20 protein-coding genes are annotated in these 23,560 nt (G+C 46.2%); all 20 read left to right on the top strand.

Annotated features, from left to right (window positions below):
• Positions 1 to 551 precede the first annotated feature (551 nt).
• The 20 genes from K9N75_RS03880 to K9N75_RS03785 all read left to right on the top strand — a co-directional run bounded on the left by K9N75_RS03880 (position 552) and on the right by K9N75_RS03785 (position 23,302).
• Entirely contained in the window at positions 552 to 1,094 is a 543-nt protein-coding gene (locus tag K9N75_RS03880) for a fimbrial protein (RefSeq protein WP_008815103.1), read from the top strand.
• A gap of 78 nt (positions 1,095 to 1,172) precedes the next feature.
• Complete coding sequence (locus K9N75_RS03875) at positions 1,173 to 1,715, top strand: fimbrial protein (protein ID WP_008815102.1); 543 nt, start codon at positions 1,173 to 1,175, stop codon at positions 1,713 to 1,715.
• A 180-nt stretch (positions 1,716 to 1,895) separates the two neighbouring features.
• Positions 1,896 to 4,370, top strand: coding sequence for a fimbria/pilus outer membrane usher protein (locus tag K9N75_RS03870; RefSeq protein ID WP_008815101.1), 2,475 nt, complete (start codon positions 1,896 to 1,898; stop codon positions 4,368 to 4,370).
• A gap of 47 nt (positions 4,371 to 4,417) precedes the next feature.
• The gene (locus K9N75_RS03865; RefSeq protein ID WP_004093254.1) at positions 4,418 to 5,179 is read left to right on the top strand and encodes a fimbrial biogenesis chaperone; all 762 of its coding nucleotides are present in this window, start codon (positions 4,418 to 4,420) and stop codon (positions 5,177 to 5,179) included.
• Between the two features lie 20 nt (positions 5,180 to 5,199).
• Positions 5,200 to 5,811 (top strand): fimbrial protein, encoded by a 612-nt coding sequence (locus K9N75_RS03860; RefSeq protein ID WP_004093252.1) that lies wholly within the window; start codon positions 5,200 to 5,202, stop codon positions 5,809 to 5,811.
• On the top strand, positions 5,811 to 6,869 hold the full coding sequence (locus tag K9N75_RS03855) for a fimbrial protein (RefSeq protein ID WP_008815099.1): 1,059 nt from the start codon (positions 5,811 to 5,813) through the stop codon (positions 6,867 to 6,869). The genes K9N75_RS03860 and K9N75_RS03855 overlap by 1 nt, the downstream gene beginning before the upstream one ends.
• Before the next feature lie 18 nt (positions 6,870 to 6,887).
• Positions 6,888 to 7,436, top strand: a complete 549-nt coding sequence (locus tag K9N75_RS03850) for a fimbrial protein (RefSeq protein ID WP_008815098.1) — start codon at positions 6,888 to 6,890, stop codon at positions 7,434 to 7,436.
• A gap of 13 nt (positions 7,437 to 7,449) precedes the next feature.
• The gene (locus K9N75_RS03845; protein WP_004093246.1) at positions 7,450 to 8,124 is read left to right on the top strand and encodes a helix-turn-helix transcriptional regulator; all 675 of its coding nucleotides are present in this window, start codon (positions 7,450 to 7,452) and stop codon (positions 8,122 to 8,124) included.
• Positions 8,125 to 8,126: 2 nt separating this feature from the next.
• Positions 8,127 to 9,782, top strand: coding sequence for a PglL family O-oligosaccharyltransferase (locus tag K9N75_RS03840; protein WP_224452233.1), 1,656 nt, complete (start codon positions 8,127 to 8,129; stop codon positions 9,780 to 9,782).
• A 186-nt stretch (positions 9,783 to 9,968) separates the two neighbouring features.
• Entirely contained in the window at positions 9,969 to 11,150 is a 1,182-nt protein-coding gene (locus K9N75_RS03835) for an MFS transporter (protein ID WP_039185503.1), read from the top strand.
• On the top strand, positions 11,119 to 12,078 hold the full coding sequence (yidZ, locus tag K9N75_RS03830) for an HTH-type transcriptional regulator YidZ (protein ID WP_008815095.1): 960 nt from the start codon (positions 11,119 to 11,121) through the stop codon (positions 12,076 to 12,078). Before K9N75_RS03835 ends, yidZ begins: the two co-directional genes overlap by 32 nt.
• A gap of 347 nt (positions 12,079 to 12,425) precedes the next feature.
• Positions 12,426 to 13,064, top strand: a complete 639-nt coding sequence (locus tag K9N75_RS03825; RefSeq protein ID WP_130975356.1) for an OB-fold-containig protein — start codon at positions 12,426 to 12,428, stop codon at positions 13,062 to 13,064.
• 36 nt (positions 13,065 to 13,100) lie between these two features.
• On the top strand, positions 13,101 to 14,831 hold the full coding sequence (locus tag K9N75_RS03820) for a flotillin family protein (protein ID WP_114445292.1): 1,731 nt from the start codon (positions 13,101 to 13,103) through the stop codon (positions 14,829 to 14,831).
• Positions 14,832 to 15,948: 1,117 nt separating this feature from the next.
• The gene (locus tag K9N75_RS03815) at positions 15,949 to 16,785 is read left to right on the top strand and encodes a hypothetical protein (protein ID WP_130975355.1); all 837 of its coding nucleotides are present in this window, start codon (positions 15,949 to 15,951) and stop codon (positions 16,783 to 16,785) included.
• Positions 16,786 to 16,804: 19 nt separating this feature from the next.
• Positions 16,805 to 17,146: a PapB/FocB family fimbrial expression transcriptional regulator gene (locus tag K9N75_RS03810; protein ID WP_008815090.1), complete on the top strand. Its 342-nt coding sequence runs from the start codon at positions 16,805 to 16,807 to the stop codon at positions 17,144 to 17,146.
• Positions 17,147 to 17,878: 732 nt separating this feature from the next.
• Entirely contained in the window at positions 17,879 to 18,394 is a 516-nt protein-coding gene (locus K9N75_RS03805) for a fimbrial protein (RefSeq protein ID WP_130975354.1), read from the top strand.
• 126 nt (positions 18,395 to 18,520) lie between these two features.
• On the top strand, positions 18,521 to 20,983 hold the full coding sequence (gene pefC, locus K9N75_RS03800) for a PefC/AfrB family outer membrane usher protein (RefSeq protein WP_224452232.1): 2,463 nt from the start codon (positions 18,521 to 18,523) through the stop codon (positions 20,981 to 20,983).
• Positions 20,976 to 21,677: a fimbrial chaperone gene (locus K9N75_RS03795; protein WP_224452231.1), complete on the top strand. Its 702-nt coding sequence runs from the start codon at positions 20,976 to 20,978 to the stop codon at positions 21,675 to 21,677. Before pefC ends, K9N75_RS03795 begins: the two co-directional genes overlap by 8 nt.
• Positions 21,664 to 22,191, top strand: a complete 528-nt coding sequence (locus tag K9N75_RS03790) for a fimbrial protein (protein WP_224452230.1) — start codon at positions 21,664 to 21,666, stop codon at positions 22,189 to 22,191. Before K9N75_RS03795 ends, K9N75_RS03790 begins: the two co-directional genes overlap by 14 nt.
• A gap of 40 nt (positions 22,192 to 22,231) precedes the next feature.
• On the top strand, positions 22,232 to 23,302 hold the full coding sequence (locus K9N75_RS03785; protein ID WP_143421317.1) for a hypothetical protein: 1,071 nt from the start codon (positions 22,232 to 22,234) through the stop codon (positions 23,300 to 23,302).
• Positions 23,303 to 23,560: the final 258 nt, after the last annotated feature.

The raw sequence follows: 23,560 nt of genomic DNA, 5'->3' as shown, positions 1-23,560 counted from the left end.
TGGAAATAAGTTAACCCATAACCAAAACCATTACCTTACTCCAGCACGTCATCAAAACCTGCCAAGAATTTATACCCTATATATTTTCCTAGAGACAAATTATTAAACCATTAAGAATAAACCCCATAAGTTTAAGGTTTATATAATATCAAGATGTTGCATTTTTGTAATTTAAATCATTTAAAAATAAAACCATAAGGAATTATCTTAATTCACCCATGAATTAACTAGGAACATTCCAAATAAATCCAGATATCAGGACTTTTATTCCAACAGCAGCACAAGCATTGTTAACAAACGATCTGAACCTCTAAGGATAAAATAACAATTAGAAAAATATACCGAATTCTTTTTATTGATTAGCAAAGCCTTTTATGTATAAACAAAATAATTGTAATATTGATTTGTTAAATGGATTTATGAAATATCTTTCATTTAATAAAAATAGACATTTAAAACCGCTGAATAAAATAGAGTAGCAAGTACATAAATTTTCACCATGTGCTGTTACTTATTGATAGCAATACGCTAAATCTCTAGGAATATACAATATGAAAACGAATAAACTGGCAATTATTGCAGCTTTAGCTGCTGGCATGACGTCTATGACTGCATTTGCGGCTTACACGGGTTCTCCAACTACAGGTGAAATTCAATTCCAGGGTGAACTGGTCAACTCTGCCTGTGGTTTAGCGCCATCATCTAGCCCAGTGGTTGTTGATTTTGGCCAGATCCCAACTTCAGCTTTAGCTAATGGCCAGCAAGCCGGCAATATTCAGAAGAATATTGAATTGCAGGATTGCGATACTACTGTGGCAAAAACTGCGACGGTGACCTATAACCCAAACACCATTAACACAGCCGATAATACCTTAGCTGCCTTCACTTCTGGCACCGCTTCAGGCGCAGGTATCGGTTTGAAAGACAACGCAAGTAACAACGTGGTTTGGGGTCAAAAAATGACACCAGTTCAGTTGGTTAACGGCACGAACAAGATCCCATTTGTCGCTTACCTGAAAGCTGACAATGCATCTGGTGCAGTAACCCCAGGTGCATTCCAATCTACCGTTAACTTCCAGATTGATTATCAATAAATCAGCCGTACAACGCGGGAGCATTCCCGCGTTTATTTTCACCCTTGGATAGAACATTATTCCTGACAGGGAGACATCATGTTTATCCGCAGCTGGCTATATATTGCTATCGGTGTAATTCCGATCCTTGCCCATGCGCAAACAGGAAATATAACACCGGGTAGCCTAAGTATGAAAGGTGAATTAATCGAAGCTGCCTGTGTGATTGATCCACTCTACCGAGAACAGTGGATCGAGTTTGGAAATATCTCAGCGAGGGATATAGCGCAAGGTTCCGGCGTGTTACTCACAAAAAATTTTAATATCAAGCTAACCGGTTGTGCTTTGGCTAGCGTTATAAAACCCGGCAGTTATTACCATAGCGCAAACGTAACATTCACCGGCATACCTGACTCATCCGACAACCAACTATTAGCCATTGACGGGGAAGCTAGAGGCTTTGCAATTCAATTAGCTGATACTCATGGTGAAATATTAACACTGGGTAAGAACACACCTGATTATGCCTTGATGGATGGTGACAACATTTTGAATTTCAGCGCGTCACTCGTCTCAACAGGGCGAAATATTCGTGCGGGCGATTTCTATGCCACCGCGCGTTTTTTCATGGACTACCTGTAACTCAACGGCAGGTTAGCTATGTATATCCAAAATAATTCGAGCCGCATTGGGGTGGAAAAAGAGTAAACACCGTTAATAAAGATGCAGCTTGAAGTATGAAGGGAATATCTGACGGGGGGCGTTTTAGCTCGCTCTTAAGGGCTGCGCATGACAGCCGGTAAAATATAACGTAGTGATATTATGCTTTATTCACCGAAAACGAAAAAAAATTTACTGGCTGTTTTGATCGCCCTGTTTTGCTACAGCGACAGGGTCGCGGCCGATCCTATGGTGGAATTTAACACCGACGTTTTAGATGCGTCCGATCGTAAAAATGTCGATTTAAAGAGATTCTCATCCGATAACTATGTCGTTCCAGGGAATTATCTTTTAGATATCCGTGTTAATGGCCAAGCAGTATCACAGCAAAACGTAATCTATCGCGCCACAGCAAATAATGCTGACACCAGCTTTGTCTGCTTGACGCCAGAGCAGGTCGATTTTCTCGCTTTAAAAAAAGAAGCCCAGGAGAAAATACACCACGTTGACCCACAGTGCCTCGACATCAAAGCGATCCCTGGCGTTGAACTCAACAATCATGAAGGGATTCTGGATATCACCGTGCCGCAGGCATGGATGAAATATAACGATCCTGATTGGGTGCCACCAGAACGTTGGGATGACGGCGTGGCTGGCTTAGTATTTGATTACAGCCTTTCTGGCCAGATGACTCACCAGCTTAAAGAAGGTGATAGCACACACTCGCTGTCAGCCTATGGTCAAACCGGTTTTAACGCCGGCGCTTGGCGTATGCGTGGTGAATATCAGGCAAATTACGACAATGATGGCCAGCATAATCTTGACTGGAATCAGGTGTATGCCTACCGCCCGCTGCCAAGTCTGGCGTCAAAACTGACCGTCGGCGAAATCTATCTTAACTCACAGGTTTTTGACACCGTACGCTTCACCGGTATCAACATGATTAGCGATGAGCGCATGTTGCCGCCAAGCCTGCAGGGCTACGCGCCTGAAATTCACGGTATCGCAAAAAGCAACGCAAAGGTCACCGTTAGCCAAAGTGGCCGCGTTATTTATGAAACGACCGTGCCGGCGGGGCCATTTAATATTCAGGACTTGCGCAGTTCTGTACGCGGTACGTTGGACGTTAAAGTTGAAGAACAAGATGGTTCGGTTTCGACTTTTCAAGTCAATACCGCCAATATCCCGTATCTCACACGCCCTGGCTACGTGCGCTACAACACCTCTATCGGCAAGCCATCACGCTATAACCACCAGCTAGAAGGACCGGCTTTTTACGTCGGAGACTTCTCATGGGGGATCAGCAATGCATGGTCACTGTACGGAGGCACCATGCTGACGGGTAATGACTACAACGCATGGTCTTTAGGTCTTGGCCGCGATCTGAATGTGCTTGGCGCATTATCTGCTGACGTGACGCAATCCATCAGTCGCGTCCCCGATCAGGATAGCCAAAAAGGGATGTCCTTTAAGCTTAGCTACGCTAAAACCTTCGACGAATATAACAGTGCAATCACCTTTGCAGGCTACCGCTTTTCTCAAAAGACATTCCGTTCTCTCTCTCAATATCTTGATGAGCGTTACCAGAAATACGACAACGTGGGTCGAGAAAAAGAGATGTACACCATTACGGGTAATAAAACCTTTTGGGCTGACAATCCTGACTGGGCGACCACCATGTTTCTTACCTACACCCATCAAAACTACTGGGATCGCAGCGGGCAAGATCGTTACGGGATCACGCTTGGGCGTTCTTTCCGATTGGCTGGTGTCAATGGCATCACGGCGAACGTATCTGCTTGGCGTTCAGACTATCAGGGCCGACGCGATGACAGCTTTGCCCTCTCGCTCTCCATCCCGATCGGCGATAGCCGCTGGATGGGCTATGACCTGCAAAACAGCGCAGGCAGCACGACTCAGTTAGCGTCTTATAGCGATAACAGCGACTACAACAACCTGTGGCGAGTTCGAGCCGGTTTAGGTCAAAACGATCGCGCTGCGATGGACGGTTATTACCAGCATCGATCTCAGATGGCCGAACTCAACGCTAACTTGAGTTATCAGCAATCTCGCTATGTTTCTGTCGGCGGCACCATGCGCGGTGGATTTACCGCCACGCAATACGGAGCCGCCTTGCATAACAGCAGCGCGACGCTCGATACGGCTCGCATCATGGTGGATACCAGCGGCATCGCCGGTGTTCCTCTTAATGGTAAGCATGCTTGGACCAACAGCCAAGGTGTCGCCGTCGTACCTGATGTCGTGAGCTACAACAGTTTTGATACTCGAATCGACGTTGATGCGCTGGATGAGGATATCGAAGCCAGCAAAGCAATTTCGACAACGACGCTCACCGAAGGGGCTATTGGTTATCAGCGCTTTGCTGTTGCTCAGGGTGAAAAAATGATGGCACTCATTCGCCTTGCAGATGGTTCTTTCCCTCCGTTTGGTTCAGAAATCGTCAATCGCGACGGCGTGAGCGTGGCCATGGTGATGGATAACGGTATGGCGTGGATCGCGGGTGTGACACCGGGGGAAAAACTCTCAGCCAATTGGAACGGCAAGAGCCAGTGCCAACTGAAAATTCCTGACCATAACCTTAACTCTTCCAAACAATTACTACTGCCTTGCCAGTGAAATAACGGCCGCTTTATGGCGGCCTGCTTAATAGCGAAAGGAATAATATGAACAAATTAACAGTCAAACGTTGGCTAAGCACGCTATGCCTATTCAGCGCCATTACAGGAAGCGCACACGCTGGGATCTCATTGGATCGTACCCGCCTCATTATCACGGGTAACGATCGCTCAGCCAGCGCCAATCTGAGTAACACCAGTCCTGATATTCCTTTTTTAGCCCAGTCTTGGGTGGAAGATGCTGAAGGCAAAAAAATCACTTCACCGTTAGTGGTACTACCTCCTCTCCAGCGAATTAACGGGGGGCAAAAAGGCGTGGCTCGTGTCACCAAGACCAATGGCATCGATGATTTACCACAGGATCGTGAAAGCCTGTTTTATCTCAATGTCAGAGAAATTCCGCCTAAACCGACAAAACCAAACGTGTTGCAGTTAGCTATGCAGTCACGCATTAAGCTGTTTTACCGCCCTAGCGCCATCGTGCCAAAAAGCAAAGGTGAGATATGGCAAAACCAAGTCGTTTTCCATAAGCAATCTGGTAACCGGATGACGATTGAAAATCCAACGCCTTACTACATCACGATTATTGGTTTGGCGCAGAAAACGGTGAAAGAAGGCGGAGGCAAACTGACCCAGTTTCCTGGTGTATTGGTTGCACCGAAGTCATCACTCGATATTGACGTCACTAATTCCGCGGTGAGCAGTTTCGCGATGATGTACATCAACGATTATGGCGGTCATCCCGAACTGAAGTACAGCTGCCAAGGAAGCGTGTGTAAGGCATTACCTGCCGATCAGCAGCCTCGCTGACCTACATAAAGGAGGATGTGATGAAACAGTTCCGGTTACCGATAATTGTATTAGCCGCAATGCCGCTCATGTTGCAGGCGGCACCGACCTTTCGACAGGACTTCAGTCATGTCGAAGGGGAAAACGGCGTCGTTCATTTCTCTGGAAATGTTTACGTCGCCCCCTGTGTGCTCGATCCCCAATCTCGTGAGCAATATATCGATCTGGGAGATATCAGCGCTCGGCTGTTTCATCAGTCAGGAGACCGCAGCAAACTCATTCCTTTCACACTGCGCCTGCGTGATTGTTTGAGGGGCGCCTCTCAGTCCGCAAGCGATATAACAAGTCACAGCGTCGGACAACCGACTCAGCGCTACACCAGCGGTGAACAGGCGGTTTCTCTCCGCTTGGAAGGGGAATCGTCTCCAATAAACCAAGACCTATTACGTATCCAAGGCGCCGTCAAAGGCGCGGGAATTCGCCTGCTTGATGACAAAGGACACGCATTAGCGCTTAACCAAAAAGCAAACACTTGGCTGCTCTCTCCCGGCGATAACGAACTACAGCTTAATGCCGCACTGGAATCCACACAGTCGAGCATCAGCGCCGGTGACTTTCGCAGCCTACTGCGGCTAATCATGGAGTATCAGTAATGAAAAAAGTAAATCAGTTTAGCCGCCGTTGGAGTACTGCTCTCATTCTTGCTGCGCTAGCGTATACATCAAGCGCCCAAGCATGGATCGAAGGCGAAGTCGTACCTAACAGTGGTACACATACGTATGACTTCGATCTGGAAACGATGGATATCTCCAACAACGTCATAGGAGGAACCATCTCTAAGTCATGGGATTTGGGCGGTAATTTCGGCGTCACTGAATACTGTACTCAACGGATTAATGACGCTCGTTATTACTCAACGACGTCAACCATGACCCCATCAACGTCAAACCCAGGCTACTACCGCTTAAATGAATATTTTGACGTTAAAGTAGAGGTCTGGATTGCAGGGAATCGAAGCGAATATGTAACGTCGCCCTTTACCGATGAAACCAACCGCTATAGTGAAAGCTGTAGGCCGCCGTCATCTCGTTTTAACAACGTGCGTTCGGGCTCAAAAGGGAAAATAACCTTCCGTATCACCAAACCCGTTATTAACGGTATTGTATTGGTGGATCACGAACTGGTTAAGGTATTTGGTCGCCGTGGATTATTATCCGCGGGCGTTTTATCAGGTGAGGCATTATCCACTATTAATATTCGCTCTGGCATTATTACCGTTCCAGACAAATGTATTATTAACCAAGGCACGCCAATTAGCGTCGAATTTGGAGCCATTCCTAATACCAGTGAAAAGCTAAATGGCAATAATTATGTGCAGCAAGTCCCTATTCAAGTTCAGTGTAAGGGGGGCAGTTTTGATACGGGATACCTTAATATAAAACTGGGTATTCAGTCTGCCGGTTCAGGTGTGGCAAGTTTTAACTCTGACTATTTGGGTACAAATGGCGCAAACGATCGTCGCGATCTTGGCATTGTCATAAAAGATTCATCAGGTAGCACGGTAGTACCCAATCAATTCTACGACGTCCCTGGGTTTAATAATAACCAAGGTGTATGGAATTTAACCGCCGCGCCGATTGCAAAACCGGGCAGTATTATCCCTGAGGGGGAATTCGATGCTGCAGCGACCGTCGTCGCACAGTTTCAATAACCAAGGAGAATAGCAACGATGCCACAACGCCATCAATTATACGGTGCCGCTATTTTTCTGCTTTTGAGTGGCCCTATCTACGCGCAGACGGAGCTCATTGGCGGAGACATGCGCTTCCACGGAACCGTGGAGGCGCTGCCGTGCAGCGTCAAACCAGGAGGAGATAAAATCGGTGTTAATTTCAAACAAATATCTACTAAAGATTTATATAGTAATAAAACGAGTCCACCCGTTCCTTTTACCATACCTCTAGAAAATTGCAGTGATGCCGTATTTAAAACCGTTTCAGTCACGTTTAGTGGAATAGAAAGTACAGAACTTCCTAATCATCTGATTATAAATCCTGTCTCTCCAAGTTCAGCTTCAGGGGTTGCAATTGGTTTAAAAGAAAGCAATGGTTCAGCAATAGAACTCAATAAACCGACTACGGCAGAAAATATTGCTAACGGTTCTATGGATTTAACATTTCAAGCTTGGGTCGCAGGCGAACCAACTGCATTGCAAAATGGAGATATAACACTGGGGCCATTTACCGCCACGGCGAATTATACGCTGACTTATCAATAAAGGTTAATATCGTATGGAACTCCAACTCTGTATTTTTGACAGTGACGTTTCTTTCGTTCAGGGAATAAAAGCAATTATTGATACCAAAAATATATCCACACAATCTACGTTGGAATATTTTGATCGCGACTTTCAAAAACTCGTCGATCACCTTGCTACACCTATTTGGGGAAATAAACAGCAAATCATACTTTGTGATATTGCTAGCCTACCTGAGGCACGGTTTAAAGCATTAAGTCTACTTCGTCATCAATATTTGAAAGGTGAGCAACGTCAGTTGATTATGCTCGTTGAAGAGGGGCAAGTTCCCCTGCTGTCAGCACTGTTCACCGAGCTGCCTTTGGCGAGTTGGTTCTGCAAGAAAGAGCCTCCCCAAGAATTAGTCAACATGCTGGAACACCTGCGCTTAACCTCGTTTAGCGCTCCTTATTACAGCAGTATGATCCGTAAAAGCATTGAGCATTACCGCAATCAGGCATTTTCGGTGCCGAGGTATGGCATCACCCATACAGAATGGTGGCTAATGGAGGAAATTCTCAAGGGACAATCACTCACACAGATTGCTCTCAACAGTGGTATCAGCGTTAAAAGCGTTAGCTATCGCAAAAGGCGCTTAATGAAAAAGCTCAATGTGACCAGCACAGTGTCTCTGGCACAAACGTTCCGCCATCTAACGGGATTTGCTTAACTATGCGCCGAATTTCACTGCGAGCTGGTTACTATAGCGCATTAGTACCAGCTCTTTTTTTTGGCGGTATCGTGATGACCGTTTACCTGCCCAACATGGGAGGAAGCGGGCTATCTTTACCTCTGAATATTCTGAGTTGGATAGCCTTATGCTGCTTTGCGCTACTTATCATTCAGGCGCCTAAAGTCTGGCAGCGGTATCGTCGCTCAGCATCGCTGTTCTGGCTTTATGCAGGATGTGTGGTGCTGGTTATTCGAGCACTGCTCACCCCTTTACCTTGGTTTAACGACGCACTGATCGTCGCAATCGGTATAGTCGCCGGATTATCGTTCTACCGTTTATTACTCCAGTTACCGTGGCGGCGGCAGCACCTCTTCGCGATACTCTCCACACTGTGGATAGCGTCAGTTTTGCAGTGTGTCATCGCTGTTATTCAGCTATTTCATCTCAAAGCAGCGGCGTGGTGGGAGTTTTCACCCGCGCAGTTACGCCCCTATGGTATTTTCCAGCAGGTTAATGTCTTAGCGAGCTTTATCGCATGCGGCATAGCAGCCACGCTGCTATTGCTTTTATATCGCAGCAAAACTACTCGGTGGAAGCGCGTGCTGCTGCATATCAGCCTCACGCTGCAAGGTTTTGTTCTTTACGCATGCCAATCACAAATTGGCTATCTAAGTACGGCGTTGGTCATACTCGCCTGTTTAGGACTGTTTTGGCCGCAGCGTTTTATCATCTTTGCCGCCATCATAAGCTTGGTGGCTGGGGGCATCCTGTCGTTTGCCGTGCATGTTTGGCTACAGTTTCCTACCGTAGTTCACACCGACAGTACCCATACTCGGCTGTTAATTTGGCAGCATAGCGGGCAGTTATTCAGTATGCATCCGCTGTTTGGATGGGGCGTTGGTAGTTTTGAGTCCGTTTTTCTGCATCAGTTTGGCGGACAAATCACTAACGTTGGCATCAGAACCGTCAGTCATCCGCATAATGAAATACTTTTGTGGCTGGTGGAAGGGGGGATATTTGCCGCCGTAGGAATGTTAATGCTGTTAATGGCAATCATCACGCTTTGGCTGAATGGGGGTCGGCTTCAACGAGCCATGTTACTAACCGCCTCTCCTATTGCATTACATATGATGACGGAATTTCCCTTATATCAATCGGCCCCACACTGGATTTTACTGATTGTGCTGCTGCGCTGTGCGGATCGTCCGTACTCCACAAGCACCATGCCGATGTCCATGAGATGGATCCGTGGAGGCATGATATTTTTCACCGTATTCGCCGCCGGTGTTTTAATCCAAACCCTGTACCTACAGAATCAGCTAACGACCGTTGAAAGGAATGGCACACAATATGAGCTCCCGTCACGTGCGGTTTGGCAGACGGTATTGCAACAGGATCGCTATGAGTATGATCGGCAAATGGGGGAACTGTTACGCTTTAATCACGTTCAGGATATTAATGCGTTGCGTAACGTTGAACAGTGGGCCGCAGACTATACGCTTCGCCATCCAGACAACAATCTGTATGCCGTTCGCATTCAAATCGCGACATATTTAAACGATCCGATTCAGGCAGAACAACTCACTAATGAAGCCCGCTGGCTGTTCCCTGCGGATCCCCGATGGACAGTGAATCGCAATACTGAACAACCATGATTCGGTCTAGGCACAAAAAATAACAAAGTTAGCATATTAGAAAATGTTGTCTTTATTGGACGCGTCTCAACATCGCGACCATGTTGACGTCGATGTCCCATATGGAAATTAGTGTTGTCCAAATGGCAACTCGCCTCATTCACACCTTGCCGTTATCCTTGCCGCCACTCTACTTGTGAGGATGCTATGACACGTTTTCTAATCTGCAGTTTTATTCTGGTGTTGCTCTATCCCGCTGGAATTGATATGTATTTAGTGGGACTACCTCGCATCGCAGCCGATCTCAGCGCCAGCGAATCACAATTACATATCGCCTTCTCCGTCTATCTGACTGGAATGGGCTGTGCCATGTTGTTTGCAGGTAAAATCGCCGATCGGTCGGGAAGAAAACCGGTGGCGATCGTGGGAAGCGTGATTTTTATTATTGCATCCTCACTCTGCTCTCTAGCACAAGATAGCTTGTTATTTCTAACGGGACGCTTTATTCAAGGTATCGGCGCGGGGAGTTGCTATGTCGTGGCATTTGCCATTCTGCGAGACACGCTAGACGACCGCCGACGAGCAAAAGTACTCTCACTGCTAAACGGAATTACCTGCATTGTGCCAGTTCTAGCCCCTGTTCTTGGGCATTTAATTATGCTCAAGTTCCCATGGCAAAGCCTGTTCTACACCATGATGACCATGGGTTTCTTGGCGTGTATGCTGTCCCTGTTTGTTCTGAAAGAGACTCGTCCTGAATCAGCCTCCGCATCATCACCGTCACAAATAACTGCTGAATCACTGCTCACCCGTGTCTTCCTCAGCCGGTTAGCCATTACCACATTGAGCGTGTCTGTGATCCTCACCTTCGTAAATACCTCGCCGGTATTGTTGATGGAGATTATGGGGTTCGAGCGGGGAGAATATGCCATGATCATGGCGTTGACGGCGGGTGTGAGCATGGCAGTATCATTCTCAACCCCATTTGCTCTGGATGTGTTTAAACCCCGGACGCTCATGATAACGTCTCAGGCGCTATTTCTGGTCGCCGCCGTGGTGTTAAGTCTCGCAAACTCAAATACCGTGGCGCTCTTTGGCTTAACGCTAATCTGCGCAGGCTTCTCTGTGGGGTTTGGTGTGGCCATGAGTCAGGCTTTAGGGCCTTTTTCACTGCGCGCGGGCGTGGCTAGCTCTGTGCTAGGCATCGCCCAAGTTTGCGGTTCGTCATTCTGGATTTGGCTAGCAGCAATACTCGGCATCGATGCGCTGAATATGCTGATCGCAATTCTGATTGTCTGTAGCATAGTCAGTCTCTCATTGATCATGCTCGTTACGCTCAAGAGTCCTGTACCCAACCATGAAGAAATCCATCAGCAGTCTCGATCTTAATTTGTTGTTATGCCTACAGCTTCTGATGCAAGAACGCAGCGTAACCAAAGCGGCAAAGCGTATGAACGTAACGCCTTCGGCGGCGAGCAAGTCACTGTCGAAGCTTCGCTCATGGTTTGGTGATCCGCTGTTCGTCAATACGCCGCTGGGGTTAACGCCTACGCCGCTGATGATCAGTATGGAACACCCTTTGGCCGAGTGGATGCAGATGAGCAATCTGTTACTTGATAAGCCACACAATGAAACACCGCATGGCCTGAAGTTCGAACTGGTTGCAGAATCTCCGCTAATGATGATCATGTTCAATTCCCTATCACAGCAGATTTACCAGCGTTATCCGCAGGCAACGATCAAAGTACGCAACTGGGATTATGATGCACTAGACGCCATTACTCGTGGCGAAGTAGATATTGGCTTCACCGGTCGCGAAAGCCATCCGCGATCGCGCGAACAGCTCAGCCTGCTGCCTTTATCGATCGATTATGAAGTTCTGTTTTCTGATTTGCCTTGGGTTTGGCTACGAGAAGATCATCCTGCGCTACAAGAGGAATGGAATTTAGAAACCTTTTTACGCTATCCCCATATCAGTATTTGCTGGGAGCAAAGCGATACATGGGCGCTAGATGACGTATTGCAGGAAGTGGGGCATAAACGCAATATCGCACTGAGTCTGCCTGGTTTCGAGCAATCGCTGTTTATGGCTGCTCAACCCGGTCATTCGCTAATATCGACCGCGCCTCTCTATTGCCAACGCTATAATCAATTACACCAACTCCCCTTGGTCGCACGCCCGCTCCCCTTCGACGAAGCACTACGGGAAAAGCTGATGGTTCCCTTCACGCTGCTATGGCATAAACGCAACAGCCATAACCCTAAAATTATCTGGTTACGAGAAACGCTTAAGGCACTCTATAAAAACCTTACCTGATGCAAGAACATAAAAGGAAAATATCGAAGAGAAATTCATTCATAGTCAAAATGTAAACGCGGTCTACTACATCTTCCCGTAGTGAATATCTCCGATTTATATCGCGATAATATTGATAACGATTGTTTTATTTTGATATCTAACCTTAGGGTGAAATATTTCTCTAACCCTAACGTTAATTTCTGATACTTGACGAAAGCAATTTTAACCATTGATGTTTCAGCGGCAAACATGCCTTGAAAATTATCTTTCACAGCAATTATCCTATATTTCTCCCCCTCCATATCCTAAAGCAAGAAATAACGATAGAATGACCATATTATGGATATAGATCGAAAGGAGTCCTAGTGGTACTACTGTCTGCTTATAATGCCCCTTTTCTCTGCGCGCTTGCGTTTATAATTTCTCTTGGTGTATTGGAAATATTATCGCTACTAATAGGTGCTAGTGCATTTGGCCATTTAGACTCTTCCTTAGGATCTCATTTTGATCTTGCCAGTGGAGATAACTTACTCGTGCAGGCCTTGAGTTGGCTGCACATTGGCAAGCTTCCATTGCTGGTTATGCTCGTTTTACTGCTTGGCAGTTTTGCTATTATTGGTATCAGCGGGCAGTATCTCATGATTAGCCTGCTTCAAAAGCCGCTACCGGCAGGTTTAATGGCTCTGATTGCATTTGTGCTATCACTGCCCACTTTACATTTCATAGGGCGATGGCTTGCTCCTTATCTTCCCAAAGATGAATCCTTCGCGGTGTCAGAGGATAGCTTTGTCGGTTCAATGGCCCTTGTAACCCAATCCGCAGAGCAACCTGGGATGTCAGCAGAATGTAAAATTGTTGATACCTACGGACAATCTCACTATTTATTGATTGAGCCAGAAAACCCAGACGTTATTTTTACGCGGGGAGAACGCGTGCTCATTATTGCAAAAATAACGTCAGCGCGATTTTTAGCAAGCAAAAACCCGTGGCCTAATTTACTTTAAAACTTATCTTACTTAATGATATCACAAGGAAATTTTATGTTTGAAATGGATAACATTCCTTATTGGGGATTTGTTTCTTTTGGCGTATTAATCATATTATTGGTCATCGGGATTATTTTCTCTCGACTCTATGAGCGCGCTTCTGCAGAGCAATCCTTTGTTAGAACTGGTTTGGGTGGACTGAAAGTCGTGATGAGCGGAGGCGCCATTGTACTTCCGATTTTTCACGAGCTTATTCACATCAATATGAATACTCTCAAACTGGAAGTCAGTCGCTCCATGAAAGACAGTTTGATCACTAAAGATCGTATGCGAGTCGATGTTGTCGTCGCATTCTTTGTGCGTGTAAAACCAACCATTGAAGGTATCGCTACCGCAGCACAGACGTTGGGGCAAAGAACGCTGTCACCGGAAGATCTACGCATTCTTATTGAAGATAAATTTGTGGATGCGCTGCGTGCAACGGCATCACAGATGACGATGCATGATCTGCAAGATACCCGCGAACACTTCGTTCAAGGCGTACAGAATACGGTCGCAGAGGATTTAACCAAAAACGGCTTGGAGTTAGAGAGCGTTTCATTAACTAACTTTAACCAAACCTCGAAAGAATTCTTCGATCCTAACAATGCGTTTGATGCAGAGGGTCTAACCAAACTGACTCAGGAAACTGAACGCCGCCGCCGTGAACGTAACGAAGTCGAACAAGACATTGAAGTCGCCGTACGCGAAAAGAACCGCGATGCCATGTCACGTAAGCTGGAAATTGAGCAACAAGAATCGTTCATGACCTTTGACCAAGAGCAGCAGGTAAAAACTCGCAGCGCAGAGCAAAGCGCAAATATTGCCGTATTTGAAGCGGAACGCCGCCGAGAGGCTGAACAGAGCCGTATTAGCACCGAACGTCAAATTCAAGAAGCGGAAATCGCACGGGAGCAGGCTGTTCGCACTCGTAAGGTAGAAGCTGAACGTGAAATTAGAATAAAAGAGATTGAACAACAACAGGTGACTGAAATCGCCGCGCAGGATAAAGATATTGCGATTGCCAGTAAATCAGAGCAGCAATCTCAAGCTCAGGCAAGAGCAAACGATGCATTAGCCGAAGCTGTACGCGCGGAAGAACACGTGGTTACAACTCGGGAAACCGCCGAAGCAGATCGTGCCAAACAAGTTGCGCTAATCGTCGCAAAACAATCCGCAGAAACCGAAGCGGTACAGCTAACGCTGAAGGCGCAGGCCGAGAAAGAAGCAGCCGAAATGCAAGCAGCGGCCATTATTAAACTCGCAGAGGCGACGCTGAAAAAAGGGCTTGCTGAAGCTGAAGCACAACGGGCATTAAATGATGCGGTCAATATACTGTCCGATAATCAAACCAGCCTAAAATTCAAACTGGCACTATTGCAGTCCCTGCCAAGTATTATTGAGAAATCCGTTGAACCAATGAAATCTATCGACGGTATCAAAATCATTCAGGTTGACGGTTTAAACCGTAGTGGTTCTGCCACAGCAGGCTCTTCATCTGAACCAAGTACCGGCGGTGGAAGTAATCTAGCAGAACAGGCAATGACGGCCGCGCTATCCTATCGTACACATGCGCCGATTGTAGATTCCCTACTCAGAGAGGTGGGTCTTTCCGGTGGTTCATTAGCCGCACTGACTGCCGCATTACCCCATGGCCTCGGCGATGCTGCACTGACAGCGAATGATCTGCCAGTACAAGAAGATGTACCCGTCGTTAATAGCGAAAATCATCCGCGCCCTGCTTAATCTATTTTCACTATAACTAGGCTGTGTCACTCGCGATTAGTCGCATCTTGTGAAAAGCGTCTGACGCAGCCTAGATAGCATGAACCATCCGTAAAATGTAGTAGTTCACAAAATCAGTACACCTTTGTCGCCCTTTTTCATTTATTTTCTCACTGGGCGATAAACCGCCGTGATGCTGGTGAGGATGCTTTTCTTTATCCCAGCTATGCGACCTACAGTTCATATTCATACTGAGGTCCCCCTTTACACAACTGACTGGTATTCAATTCAGAGTCTGGGTCAAATCAACAGCGCACCGTTGATGTTAAACGACCTATTCAATCTATTCCTGTTTAAACCCTAGCAAAAAGCATCGTTTAGCCTGTTTACGTTGACTCATCATATCCCGGGGCAGCGACTAGAAACACGGTGGTGAGTGGATGGGCTGCTTGCGTTAAGTACGTTTGAACAAAATTCTTTATCGTCGCCAGCACTTTTGCAGGTTAATGTCTTCTCCTCTCTGCAGTTTATCCACGATAAACAAACCCCATCATTAGCCTTCTACTAATTAAAAAAGAGTGTATTTTCTTTATTTTATTGCCATAAGGTTAGATAATCCAAGTACCACCATATTGAATGTGTCTGTATTTTACAATGCACGACGCAATTCTCATTTGTCTTTGTCCTAATTTATTAGGATTTTTCCCAGCCTATTTCCCATGCCGTTTTTTTAAACCTTCGATTTTTCCGTACTATTCAAGTTTATCGAATAAATGAGCATTCAAGCGCTGATACTGAAAAATATCGCAACATCTTATTGTAAGTATTTATAATTATGCAATGTACGCTATAACGTACATTACGTAATATCAAAAATAAACATTAATAAATTCATTGATATTATAAATATTTTATAAAAAGATAATATCGCTACTTTTATGAATATTCCCACAATGCAATCATCAGATTTTTCTTACATTAAACCTTATTAATTTAAAATCAAGATCTTATCGATCGATTTTATTAATTATACCACGCCAAATGTCTAGCTTAGGATGCTCGTAAACCCACAAACCCTATGGTGTTATTCTTGGATGAATAATGAAGTTGGCTATTAACAGGGCTTAAGGATGCGGTCATGAATAAGATAAACAATACATTAAAGGTGATGATTTACTCCAAGAACTGGACGCATCAGGTAGCAATTGAATATACGTACCGTTCAATAAAACAAACCCGAATAATTATTCAAGGCACGCGTGATACAGATATACTTGTTAGCTATGCAATAAATACACAGCCTAACTTGCTTATTATCGATGATGCGCCTAGAAATGCAGTGGCTCTTACTTTAGCTCTGCGCCAACAATGCCCAGATACGGCCATCATATTTATGCAAGACGAGTTTTTATTCTCTGACAAAATAGTTGTGAAATATTTTGATGGGATAGCATTAAAAAAATATGATGCCTTGATGAATGATCCTCCTTGTTTATTGCTGGCTGAATATCATTGTCTCCTTCGTACTTTAAGAGAGGAAGTGAATTTAACCAAACTCCCGTCATGGAGGACGCAAGGTGTTTCAGAGGCATTGCAGTCAATTAAGCAATTAATGCATGTACACTTTTCTCACCTAATTGCATCGCCAAGGGCGCAAGAGGTGGTTTTAGGTTGGTTGGTTAAGGGAGTTGAACCCATTACCGCCGGAAGATTGTTGGGATGTAGTAGTAAGGTAGTTTACCACTATCGCTTGATGGCAATGAAAGTACTGGGTATTCAGAACCGTACTCGGGATTTTATTGCCTCGCTAACAGTAACCGCAGGGCCCGTTTCTTATTACCCGATGAGGGAACACCGGCCTGCGTTGGTGTCATCCCCACCACCATTGCCCTCGCATGAACAGGTCAAGATAAAGACGAGCAGTGACGAGAAGCAGGGACTGGCTAATATACAAGAATACGGTGTCACAGTATAAAGATTGCAGGAGTGGAGGAATGAGTCGCACACATGAAGAGAATGATCTGAGCGCTATGAGTAAAATAACTCAGGGAGAATTAACACCGGGTGAAGTTGATATTCGACTTTTTCGCTTGCTGTCCACGGTCTGTGTGATGCATAGCCCAAGTATCCGACAGTCTTTAGAAGATGTATTGGTACACGGTAAAAGCCGTAGCGAAGCCTGTGAGGCTAATGGTGTCGCACAGAGTTATTTCTCAGTGAAATATCGTCACATGCAGATGGTCAGTCGGACGGTCGCCAGAATTTGTGCGCTAATTTATGAGGAAGGGCACACCATGACCGGCTCGTCGCTTACGCACATTGAGACTAGGAAATAGCGGATATTGCAACATAACAATAAATAAGAAAAAGGATGGCCTTAATAATAGCCGCAGGTTGCATAAGTTATTTATGAACGTAATGGAAAACTAGGCGTTGTTATTTTTTAAAATTCAAAACCACGCTAACTCAATGTGTTAGTTGATAAACTCTTATTGGTAATGCCCATACTATTATTGGTAGAAAATTATCGATTAAAAGCAATGTAATTAAAAAATCAATAACATTCTTATCGCGAGGTATTTCTCGCGCTTAGCATAAAACAGTGCGTCAGTCAGATTATCATGAGCACAGAGGTTATGCTAAGCACAGCAATTCCTTATATGCGCTGAAATTTTCATTAAACTCCAGAGTGATAGATGGAAATATAAAAAACTAGAAAGTGAAAAAGTTAGGATTAGGGGACAATCATGCAGAATGGGCGCACCAATAAAGTAAAGTACTCTCTCGTCGGAGTGCGAGTGGCTTATTAATAACTTAACTTTCTCACTATCCAATTTTTATTGGTCGGACAACGTAACTCCATATTTAGATAAGTGATTATCGGTGGGGCTTTATTTTTTGATTTTTATTTTAAAGCGCCACCGATGGTTTCTCGTCCATAAGGATGTGGCATTGAGAAAAGCTCAAGGTAGAGGATAAGCGCCATCATCAAGGGAGCCTTGTGCTTATTAACAATCACACTGACAAAAACTGTCGCACTTATATCAATACTTATTAAGGATTTAACAATGAAAAAAAATTTACTGGCTGTTTCTGCTCTGGCTCTGGCTGTCATGTCTGGCTCTGCTATGGCTGCGAATGAAATCCAGTTTCTAGGTGTAGTAACAGACACCACATGTGACCTGACCCCATCTGTGAACGGCGGTGTGAACAGCTTGGTACAACTGGGTTCAGTAACAAAAAACGCTATTAGCACTACTCCTGTCGACTTTGTCCTGAAGGCTGACCCAACAGCCACCGGCTGTGGCAACTTAACCGGTAAAGCAACCATCGGCTGGAACGGTCCTTTCAATGGTGAAGGTCTGAAAGCTCAAGGGGGGGCTGCAACTGACGCTGTGACGCTGATTTCCACCAAAAATGCCCAGACCACTGCTGTGCAGTCTATCACTCAGTCACACCTGAGCATTGACTTTGATGCTACAAAATTGACCACTGACGGTGCCCAGTTCACTGCAACACTGAAAGGCGGCAATGATGCAGGTGACTATAACTCTACTGCTGCCTACGTTGTTGCCTACAACTAATCCCCATCGACTATAAAGTGCTCGCCCTGCCTGTACCGCGATGACTCCGTGGCTCGGCAGGGCCTTTATCAGTCGACGCTGTTTTTTTGTTTTGTTCTTTCTTATTTGCTTTGAAGGCAGGTCTGCGTGAACACAAAACTATATACAAAAATAAAACAACCTGCGCTGTCTCTTCTGGCTCTGAGCATTTGTTCTTCCTTTGCATCTGCCACGGAACTCAATACGGCATTCCTGCAAGGAACCACGGATGTTCCTTCGGTTCTGAAGGACGGGGTGAAATATCCTGCAGGTCAGTACTATATCGACGTTTCTCTCAACGGCGCTCGAATCGGACGAACGGAGCTCACCATCAGTCCAGATGATGAGCAGACAGGCCTGCTTTGTCTCAGTCCAGAGTGGCTGCAGAATGCCGGCATCTTCTTTAAGCCGGAAGCGTATCAGGACACCTTTGACACTGTCCGAGGGTGCTACCAGTTGGGACGTAAGGACAGCACAAAAGTCAGTTTTGACCTCGGCAGTCAGTCCCTAGATTTCGGTATTCCTCAAGCTTGGTTGGCAGAAAAAAACGATGCCTCACGCTGGGATTATGGCATCAGTGGTCTACGTCTGAAGTATAACGGTAACTTTAACCAGAACGTTCAGACTCGAAACAACAACTGGTATGGGGATGATTCCCTTAATGCCTATGGCAGCTTCAATACCAGTTTGAATGTCGGTCGCTGGATTTTATCCAGTGACATGAACGCGGCTCGAAACGCAGGGATAAGTGAGTTCACCACGAATGACCTCACACTATCCACGGCCATCAGTCAAATTAAAGGCGACCTGTTGCTAGGACGATCGCAGACGAAGACTGAGTTGTTCAATGATTTCGGTTTTTATGGCGCCGCCCTGCGATCCAACAGCAATATGCGCTCATGGCAAACACGTGGTTATGCGCCGGTCATCACGGGTGTCGCTTCCTCAGCATCCCGAATCACAGTATCTCAAGGGGGATACACCATTTATTCCCGCGTAGTGCCATCAGGGCCGTATCGGCTCGATGATATTAATTCCACCAGTAACGGAAATCTGGTGGTAACCGTGGAGGATAATAGCGGGCATAAAACTGTAACTGAATACCCGGTAGCCACCCTGCCTTCTCTTCTGCGACCAGGGGACTATAACTACAACCTAGCCGTTGGGCAGCGAAACGACTCCAACCGTCTGAGTGAGGCGTTCTCCTCCGGTAATGGCACCTTTGGTCTGGCTAGCCTTGACTGGGGGCTATCGTCCACCACCCTCAATATGGCCACTCTGCTGCACAGCGGTTATCAGGCAGCAGGCATAGGCGTTACGCAATCTATGGGGATGTGGGGCGCGCTGGCACTAAGCGTTAACGGCTCGCGAGCTGAATATGATGATGGCTCCCGCCGCCAAGGCGTAAGTGCTACGGCGAAGTATGCCAAAAGTTTTACCAACAAAACGGATATTCAACTGCTGACGTACCGTTATCAGAGCCCAGGGTATACCGAGTTTGCAAGTTGGGATCCTAAATACGGCGACCGTCGTAAAATTTACGACCCAGACGGGCTTGGGCTAAATGACCATTATGTCTGGTTTGACGGCCGGGAAAAAGCACGTTACGAAGCCCGACTATCCCACCGGATGGACAATATTTATGTGAGTGGATCGTTCTGGCAGCAGTCTTACTGGAATCGTGACAAAGATGCCATCGGTGCTTCACTGTCTGCCAGTACCACCATTCTGGACGGTATATCACTGTACCTCAGTGGCAACTATTCTCGCAGTGCTTGGTCAACGACGGATGAATATTCAGGCTCTCTGGGGGGAGTACGTCACTATAGTAGTAATTCAGTGGGTTACAGCCGATACAGCGGGACCTCGTTTAATACCAGCACCTCAGCCACCTTGAATGAACGTCTGAACTACAGCGTCAACGCGGGGACGGATGAGCGCAGTAATAATACCGCAGGCGCCTCCGTTAGCTATGCCTTTGACCGCATGCAGACCAACTTGGCCGTGTCGAAAAGCCGAGACACGACCACGTTATCTGGGAATGTCTCTGGCTCAGCAATTGCCACTGCACCTACAGGTCTCCTGCTGACCAAAGAATCGTCCGATACCGTGGCGGTGGTTAGGATTAAAGATACCCCAGGGGTGACCTTTAACGGCTCACTGCCCACCAACGGCAATGGGAGTACGGTGCTGTACCTGACTGGATACAACCCGACCAACATCAGCATCAATCCAGAAAACGTCCCAGATAGCGCGGAACTGCTTAATACGTCCTATGAAGTGGTACCGACAGAGAAAGCGATTATCTATCGGGAGTTCGGTTTCCAGAATGTGCAGCGTTACATCGTTCGAGTGCGGGATGCTCAGGGCAATGTACTGACCGGAGGTAGTACAACTACCGAACAGGGGCTGGATGCAGGATTCATTACTAATAATGGCGTGTTACTGATGAACCTATTGGCTACGCCGAAAACCATTACTGTCAGCCAGAGCAACGGGAAGCAATGCCGCTTCAGCGCGTCTGGTCTGAAAGAAAATATCGTTACCGTTCAGGAGATACGTTGTGAATAACAGAAAGAAAGTATTACTGCGCACGGTGCTGGCGGCTGTGCTAGGCACTACGCTGGTCAGCTCAGCCATGGCGGCCTTCACTCTGAACGGAACGCGGTTTATCTATGAAGAGGGGAAAAAGAATATCTCCTTTGAGGTGAGCAGCAGTTCTCAGGAGACCTATGGCGGCCAGGTGTGGATTGACAATGTGTCACAGAATAAAGCGGATGTGTTTATGGTTCCATCTCCGCCGTTCTTTAAGGTGGGGCCTCAAGGGAAACAGATAGTCCGTTTGATGAATGTAAACCCAGCATTACCCTCTGACCGAGAATCCCTGTTTCGCTTGAACGTTCAGGAAATTCCGCCAAAGCCAAAGGAGACCGACGGTAGTGTACTGGCGATTGCCATGAACACTCAGGTCAAACTGATTTACCGCCCCAAATCGCTAACTGATGGGCGCAAAGAGGCGGAAAAACAGCTGACCTTAGTCAGTCGAGACGGGAGCGTATGGATAAAAAACCCGACACCGTATTACTTCGCGGTGACGAAGGTAAAAAGCCAAGGGAAAGAGGTGAAGCTGAGTAGTGAAGCCCAGCGTGCGCTGGCACAACTTGCGCCTTATTCTGAGGCCAGCACGGGGCACAGTGGCCTAAACGAGGTCAGTGTGGAGGCGCTTAATGACTGGGGCGGGACGGTGAGTTATGACGTTAAATAAAGCGGTACATCTAGCCTTTTCTTCGCTCTTGACACTGCTAGCAGCGGGCCATCAAGGGGCTCAGGCGGCTACGTCAGCGAGCGCTACGGTAACCATAAAGGCGACCTTCTCCAGCCAGCCATGTACGCTGACGATGCCCTCGGCAGTGCATCTTGGCGGTCTGTTGAACGGAACGCAGAGTTATAACCCGGTGAAGATAGATATCAATTGCCCGACCCCCACGAATACGGTGATTTACGGGGAACAGATTGGCAGCGCGATGGTGGGAGGTAACGCCTCACGGATGGAAATGACTGGGCCTGCAGGTGTTACCGGTACGCCGGCACAATTCTGGCTGAGTACGGAAGGGAAAGAGATTGACCTGACCGGAGATGGAGCGACAGATGAGACCAAGGGATTTTGCGCGGGAACGGACAACCGTAGCTGCACACTGACGCCATCGACCCTTGTCGTTCAGGATACTCCCAGAGGCCAGACCACAGCGACAATCAGATTCAATATAAATTATGTGTGAGGGTGATATTTTGAAGCGTCATATAAAACGGACCTGTCTAGTGACACAATTTTTTGTGCTGATGTTTTTAATGTCGGTTTTTGTTCTTCCTGCACAATCAGCAGATAATAACAGTTGTACTATTAAGGGGACTGTATCTTTTACAGGAATTCCTAACTGGGGCCTTAATGCACAACAGTTCTGGTTTAGTCAGGTAGACCCTGTAAATGCAGTTTATTCAGGCGGTAATCTTAATCTTCGTATTGATATGCAATTAACGCCGGGGACAATAGCAACAAAGCCGGTGGCTTGGTCGCAAGACGACACACAGCAACTTCTCGCGGAGATGGTCAATGATATCGAACTCAGTCGCGACATCTATATATATTCAAATACAGCGGGCACAACAAGTGCCAATCATAGTATAGTTGCGGCAATAGAAGAGGTTAAAACCCCATTCAGGAATATATTTAAAGGCGGTAACGGGCTCAGTGTAAGCAATGATAATATGAGGTTACTCGTCACACCTAGATATTATAAAAATTCCTCAGTAGTACAAGATTATACATATAGGTTTGCTATAAGACAGAAGACAACCGCTATATCCGACTTGAAGCAGGAGGTGTCTGTGGATTATCCTCTTAACTCACCGTATTGTGCCGAGCCTTCAGGAAAAATAGAGAATGAATATACGTTAACCTCCACTTATTCACTTTCGAATAATTCTTTAATGAATTTTGAGAGTAACTTGGGCGGCGCCACATCAAATGTGGACACATACACATTTCATATGGTTGTGGATTTTGTCAGAGAATTAAATGTCAACATAGCGGCAGCACCTGACGCCATTGATTTTGGTATTCTTTCGAACACTCAGAGTGCTCAGCGCGACATAAATATCACGTTCAATGGCCTCCCTTCAAAATCCTCCGTTATGGTTGATTATGTTTTCAGCGGATTACCTGCATGGGCAAAAGCTTCTGTTTTAGACGACGTTCCAGCGCAAGTTACTAGTGAGACTATTACGGCTAATTCGGGTGATCGTATAACTCGTACTCTGAAAATTGAATCACTACAAGCACAAACGGGTGATATTGATGGGCGATTAACAATAAATGCCGCGTTAAATTAAAATCACGGTAATAACTGAGTTATGTCACATTAAGGTAGGTTCGAGTAACCTACCGTTTTTATGACGTTCTTTGACAATGTTATTGATCCGTCAAGCATTCAAACGCCAGCACTATCCCGTTGATATTACCGCTCTATATGTTCGCTAGCATCTAGCCATGTACTGAGTTTAAGCAACCTAGATATTCATAGCAATATTGATAATTTGTGATGACCGACTGATAAGCGTAGTCGAGCTTGAAAGTTAGACCGCCAATAA

It is taken from the genome of Hafnia paralvei, assembly GCF_020150375.1.
In the GTDB taxonomy this organism is placed as follows: domain Bacteria; phylum Pseudomonadota; class Gammaproteobacteria; order Enterobacterales; family Enterobacteriaceae; genus Hafnia; species Hafnia paralvei.
Note: the sequence above shows the minus strand (reverse complement) of the source record. Positions and strands in the feature narration are given on the sequence as shown.

Excerpts from the sequence above, each read along its gene's own strand:
- K9N75_RS03880 (WP_008815103.1), top strand. The coding sequence starts at position 552 with ATGAAAACGAATAAACTGGCAATTATTGCAGCTTTAGCTGCTGGCATG.
- K9N75_RS03875 (WP_008815102.1), top strand. The coding sequence starts at position 1,173 with ATGTTTATCCGCAGCTGGCTATATATTGCTATCGGTGTAATTCCGATC.
- K9N75_RS03870 (WP_008815101.1), top strand. The coding sequence starts at position 1,896 with ATGCTTTATTCACCGAAAACGAAAAAAAATTTACTGGCTGTTTTGATC.
- K9N75_RS03865 (WP_004093254.1), top strand. The coding sequence starts at position 4,418 with ATGAACAAATTAACAGTCAAACGTTGGCTAAGCACGCTATGCCTATTC.
- K9N75_RS03860 (WP_004093252.1), top strand. The coding sequence starts at position 5,200 with ATGAAACAGTTCCGGTTACCGATAATTGTATTAGCCGCAATGCCGCTC.
- K9N75_RS03855 (WP_008815099.1), top strand. The coding sequence starts at position 5,811 with ATGAAAAAAGTAAATCAGTTTAGCCGCCGTTGGAGTACTGCTCTCATT.
- K9N75_RS03850 (WP_008815098.1), top strand. The coding sequence starts at position 6,888 with ATGCCACAACGCCATCAATTATACGGTGCCGCTATTTTTCTGCTTTTG.
- K9N75_RS03845 (WP_004093246.1), top strand. The coding sequence starts at position 7,450 with ATGGAACTCCAACTCTGTATTTTTGACAGTGACGTTTCTTTCGTTCAG.
- K9N75_RS03840 (WP_224452233.1), top strand. The coding sequence starts at position 8,127 with ATGCGCCGAATTTCACTGCGAGCTGGTTACTATAGCGCATTAGTACCA.
- K9N75_RS03835 (WP_039185503.1), top strand. The coding sequence starts at position 9,969 with ATGACACGTTTTCTAATCTGCAGTTTTATTCTGGTGTTGCTCTATCCC.
- yidZ (WP_008815095.1), top strand. The coding sequence starts at position 11,119 with ATGAAGAAATCCATCAGCAGTCTCGATCTTAATTTGTTGTTATGCCTA.
- K9N75_RS03820 (WP_114445292.1), top strand. The coding sequence starts at position 13,101 with ATGTTTGAAATGGATAACATTCCTTATTGGGGATTTGTTTCTTTTGGC.
- K9N75_RS03815 (WP_130975355.1), top strand. The coding sequence starts at position 15,949 with ATGAATAAGATAAACAATACATTAAAGGTGATGATTTACTCCAAGAAC.
- K9N75_RS03810 (WP_008815090.1), top strand. The coding sequence starts at position 16,805 with ATGAGTCGCACACATGAAGAGAATGATCTGAGCGCTATGAGTAAAATA.
- K9N75_RS03805 (WP_130975354.1), top strand. The coding sequence starts at position 17,879 with ATGAAAAAAAATTTACTGGCTGTTTCTGCTCTGGCTCTGGCTGTCATG.
- K9N75_RS03790 (WP_224452230.1), top strand. The coding sequence starts at position 21,664 with ATGACGTTAAATAAAGCGGTACATCTAGCCTTTTCTTCGCTCTTGACA.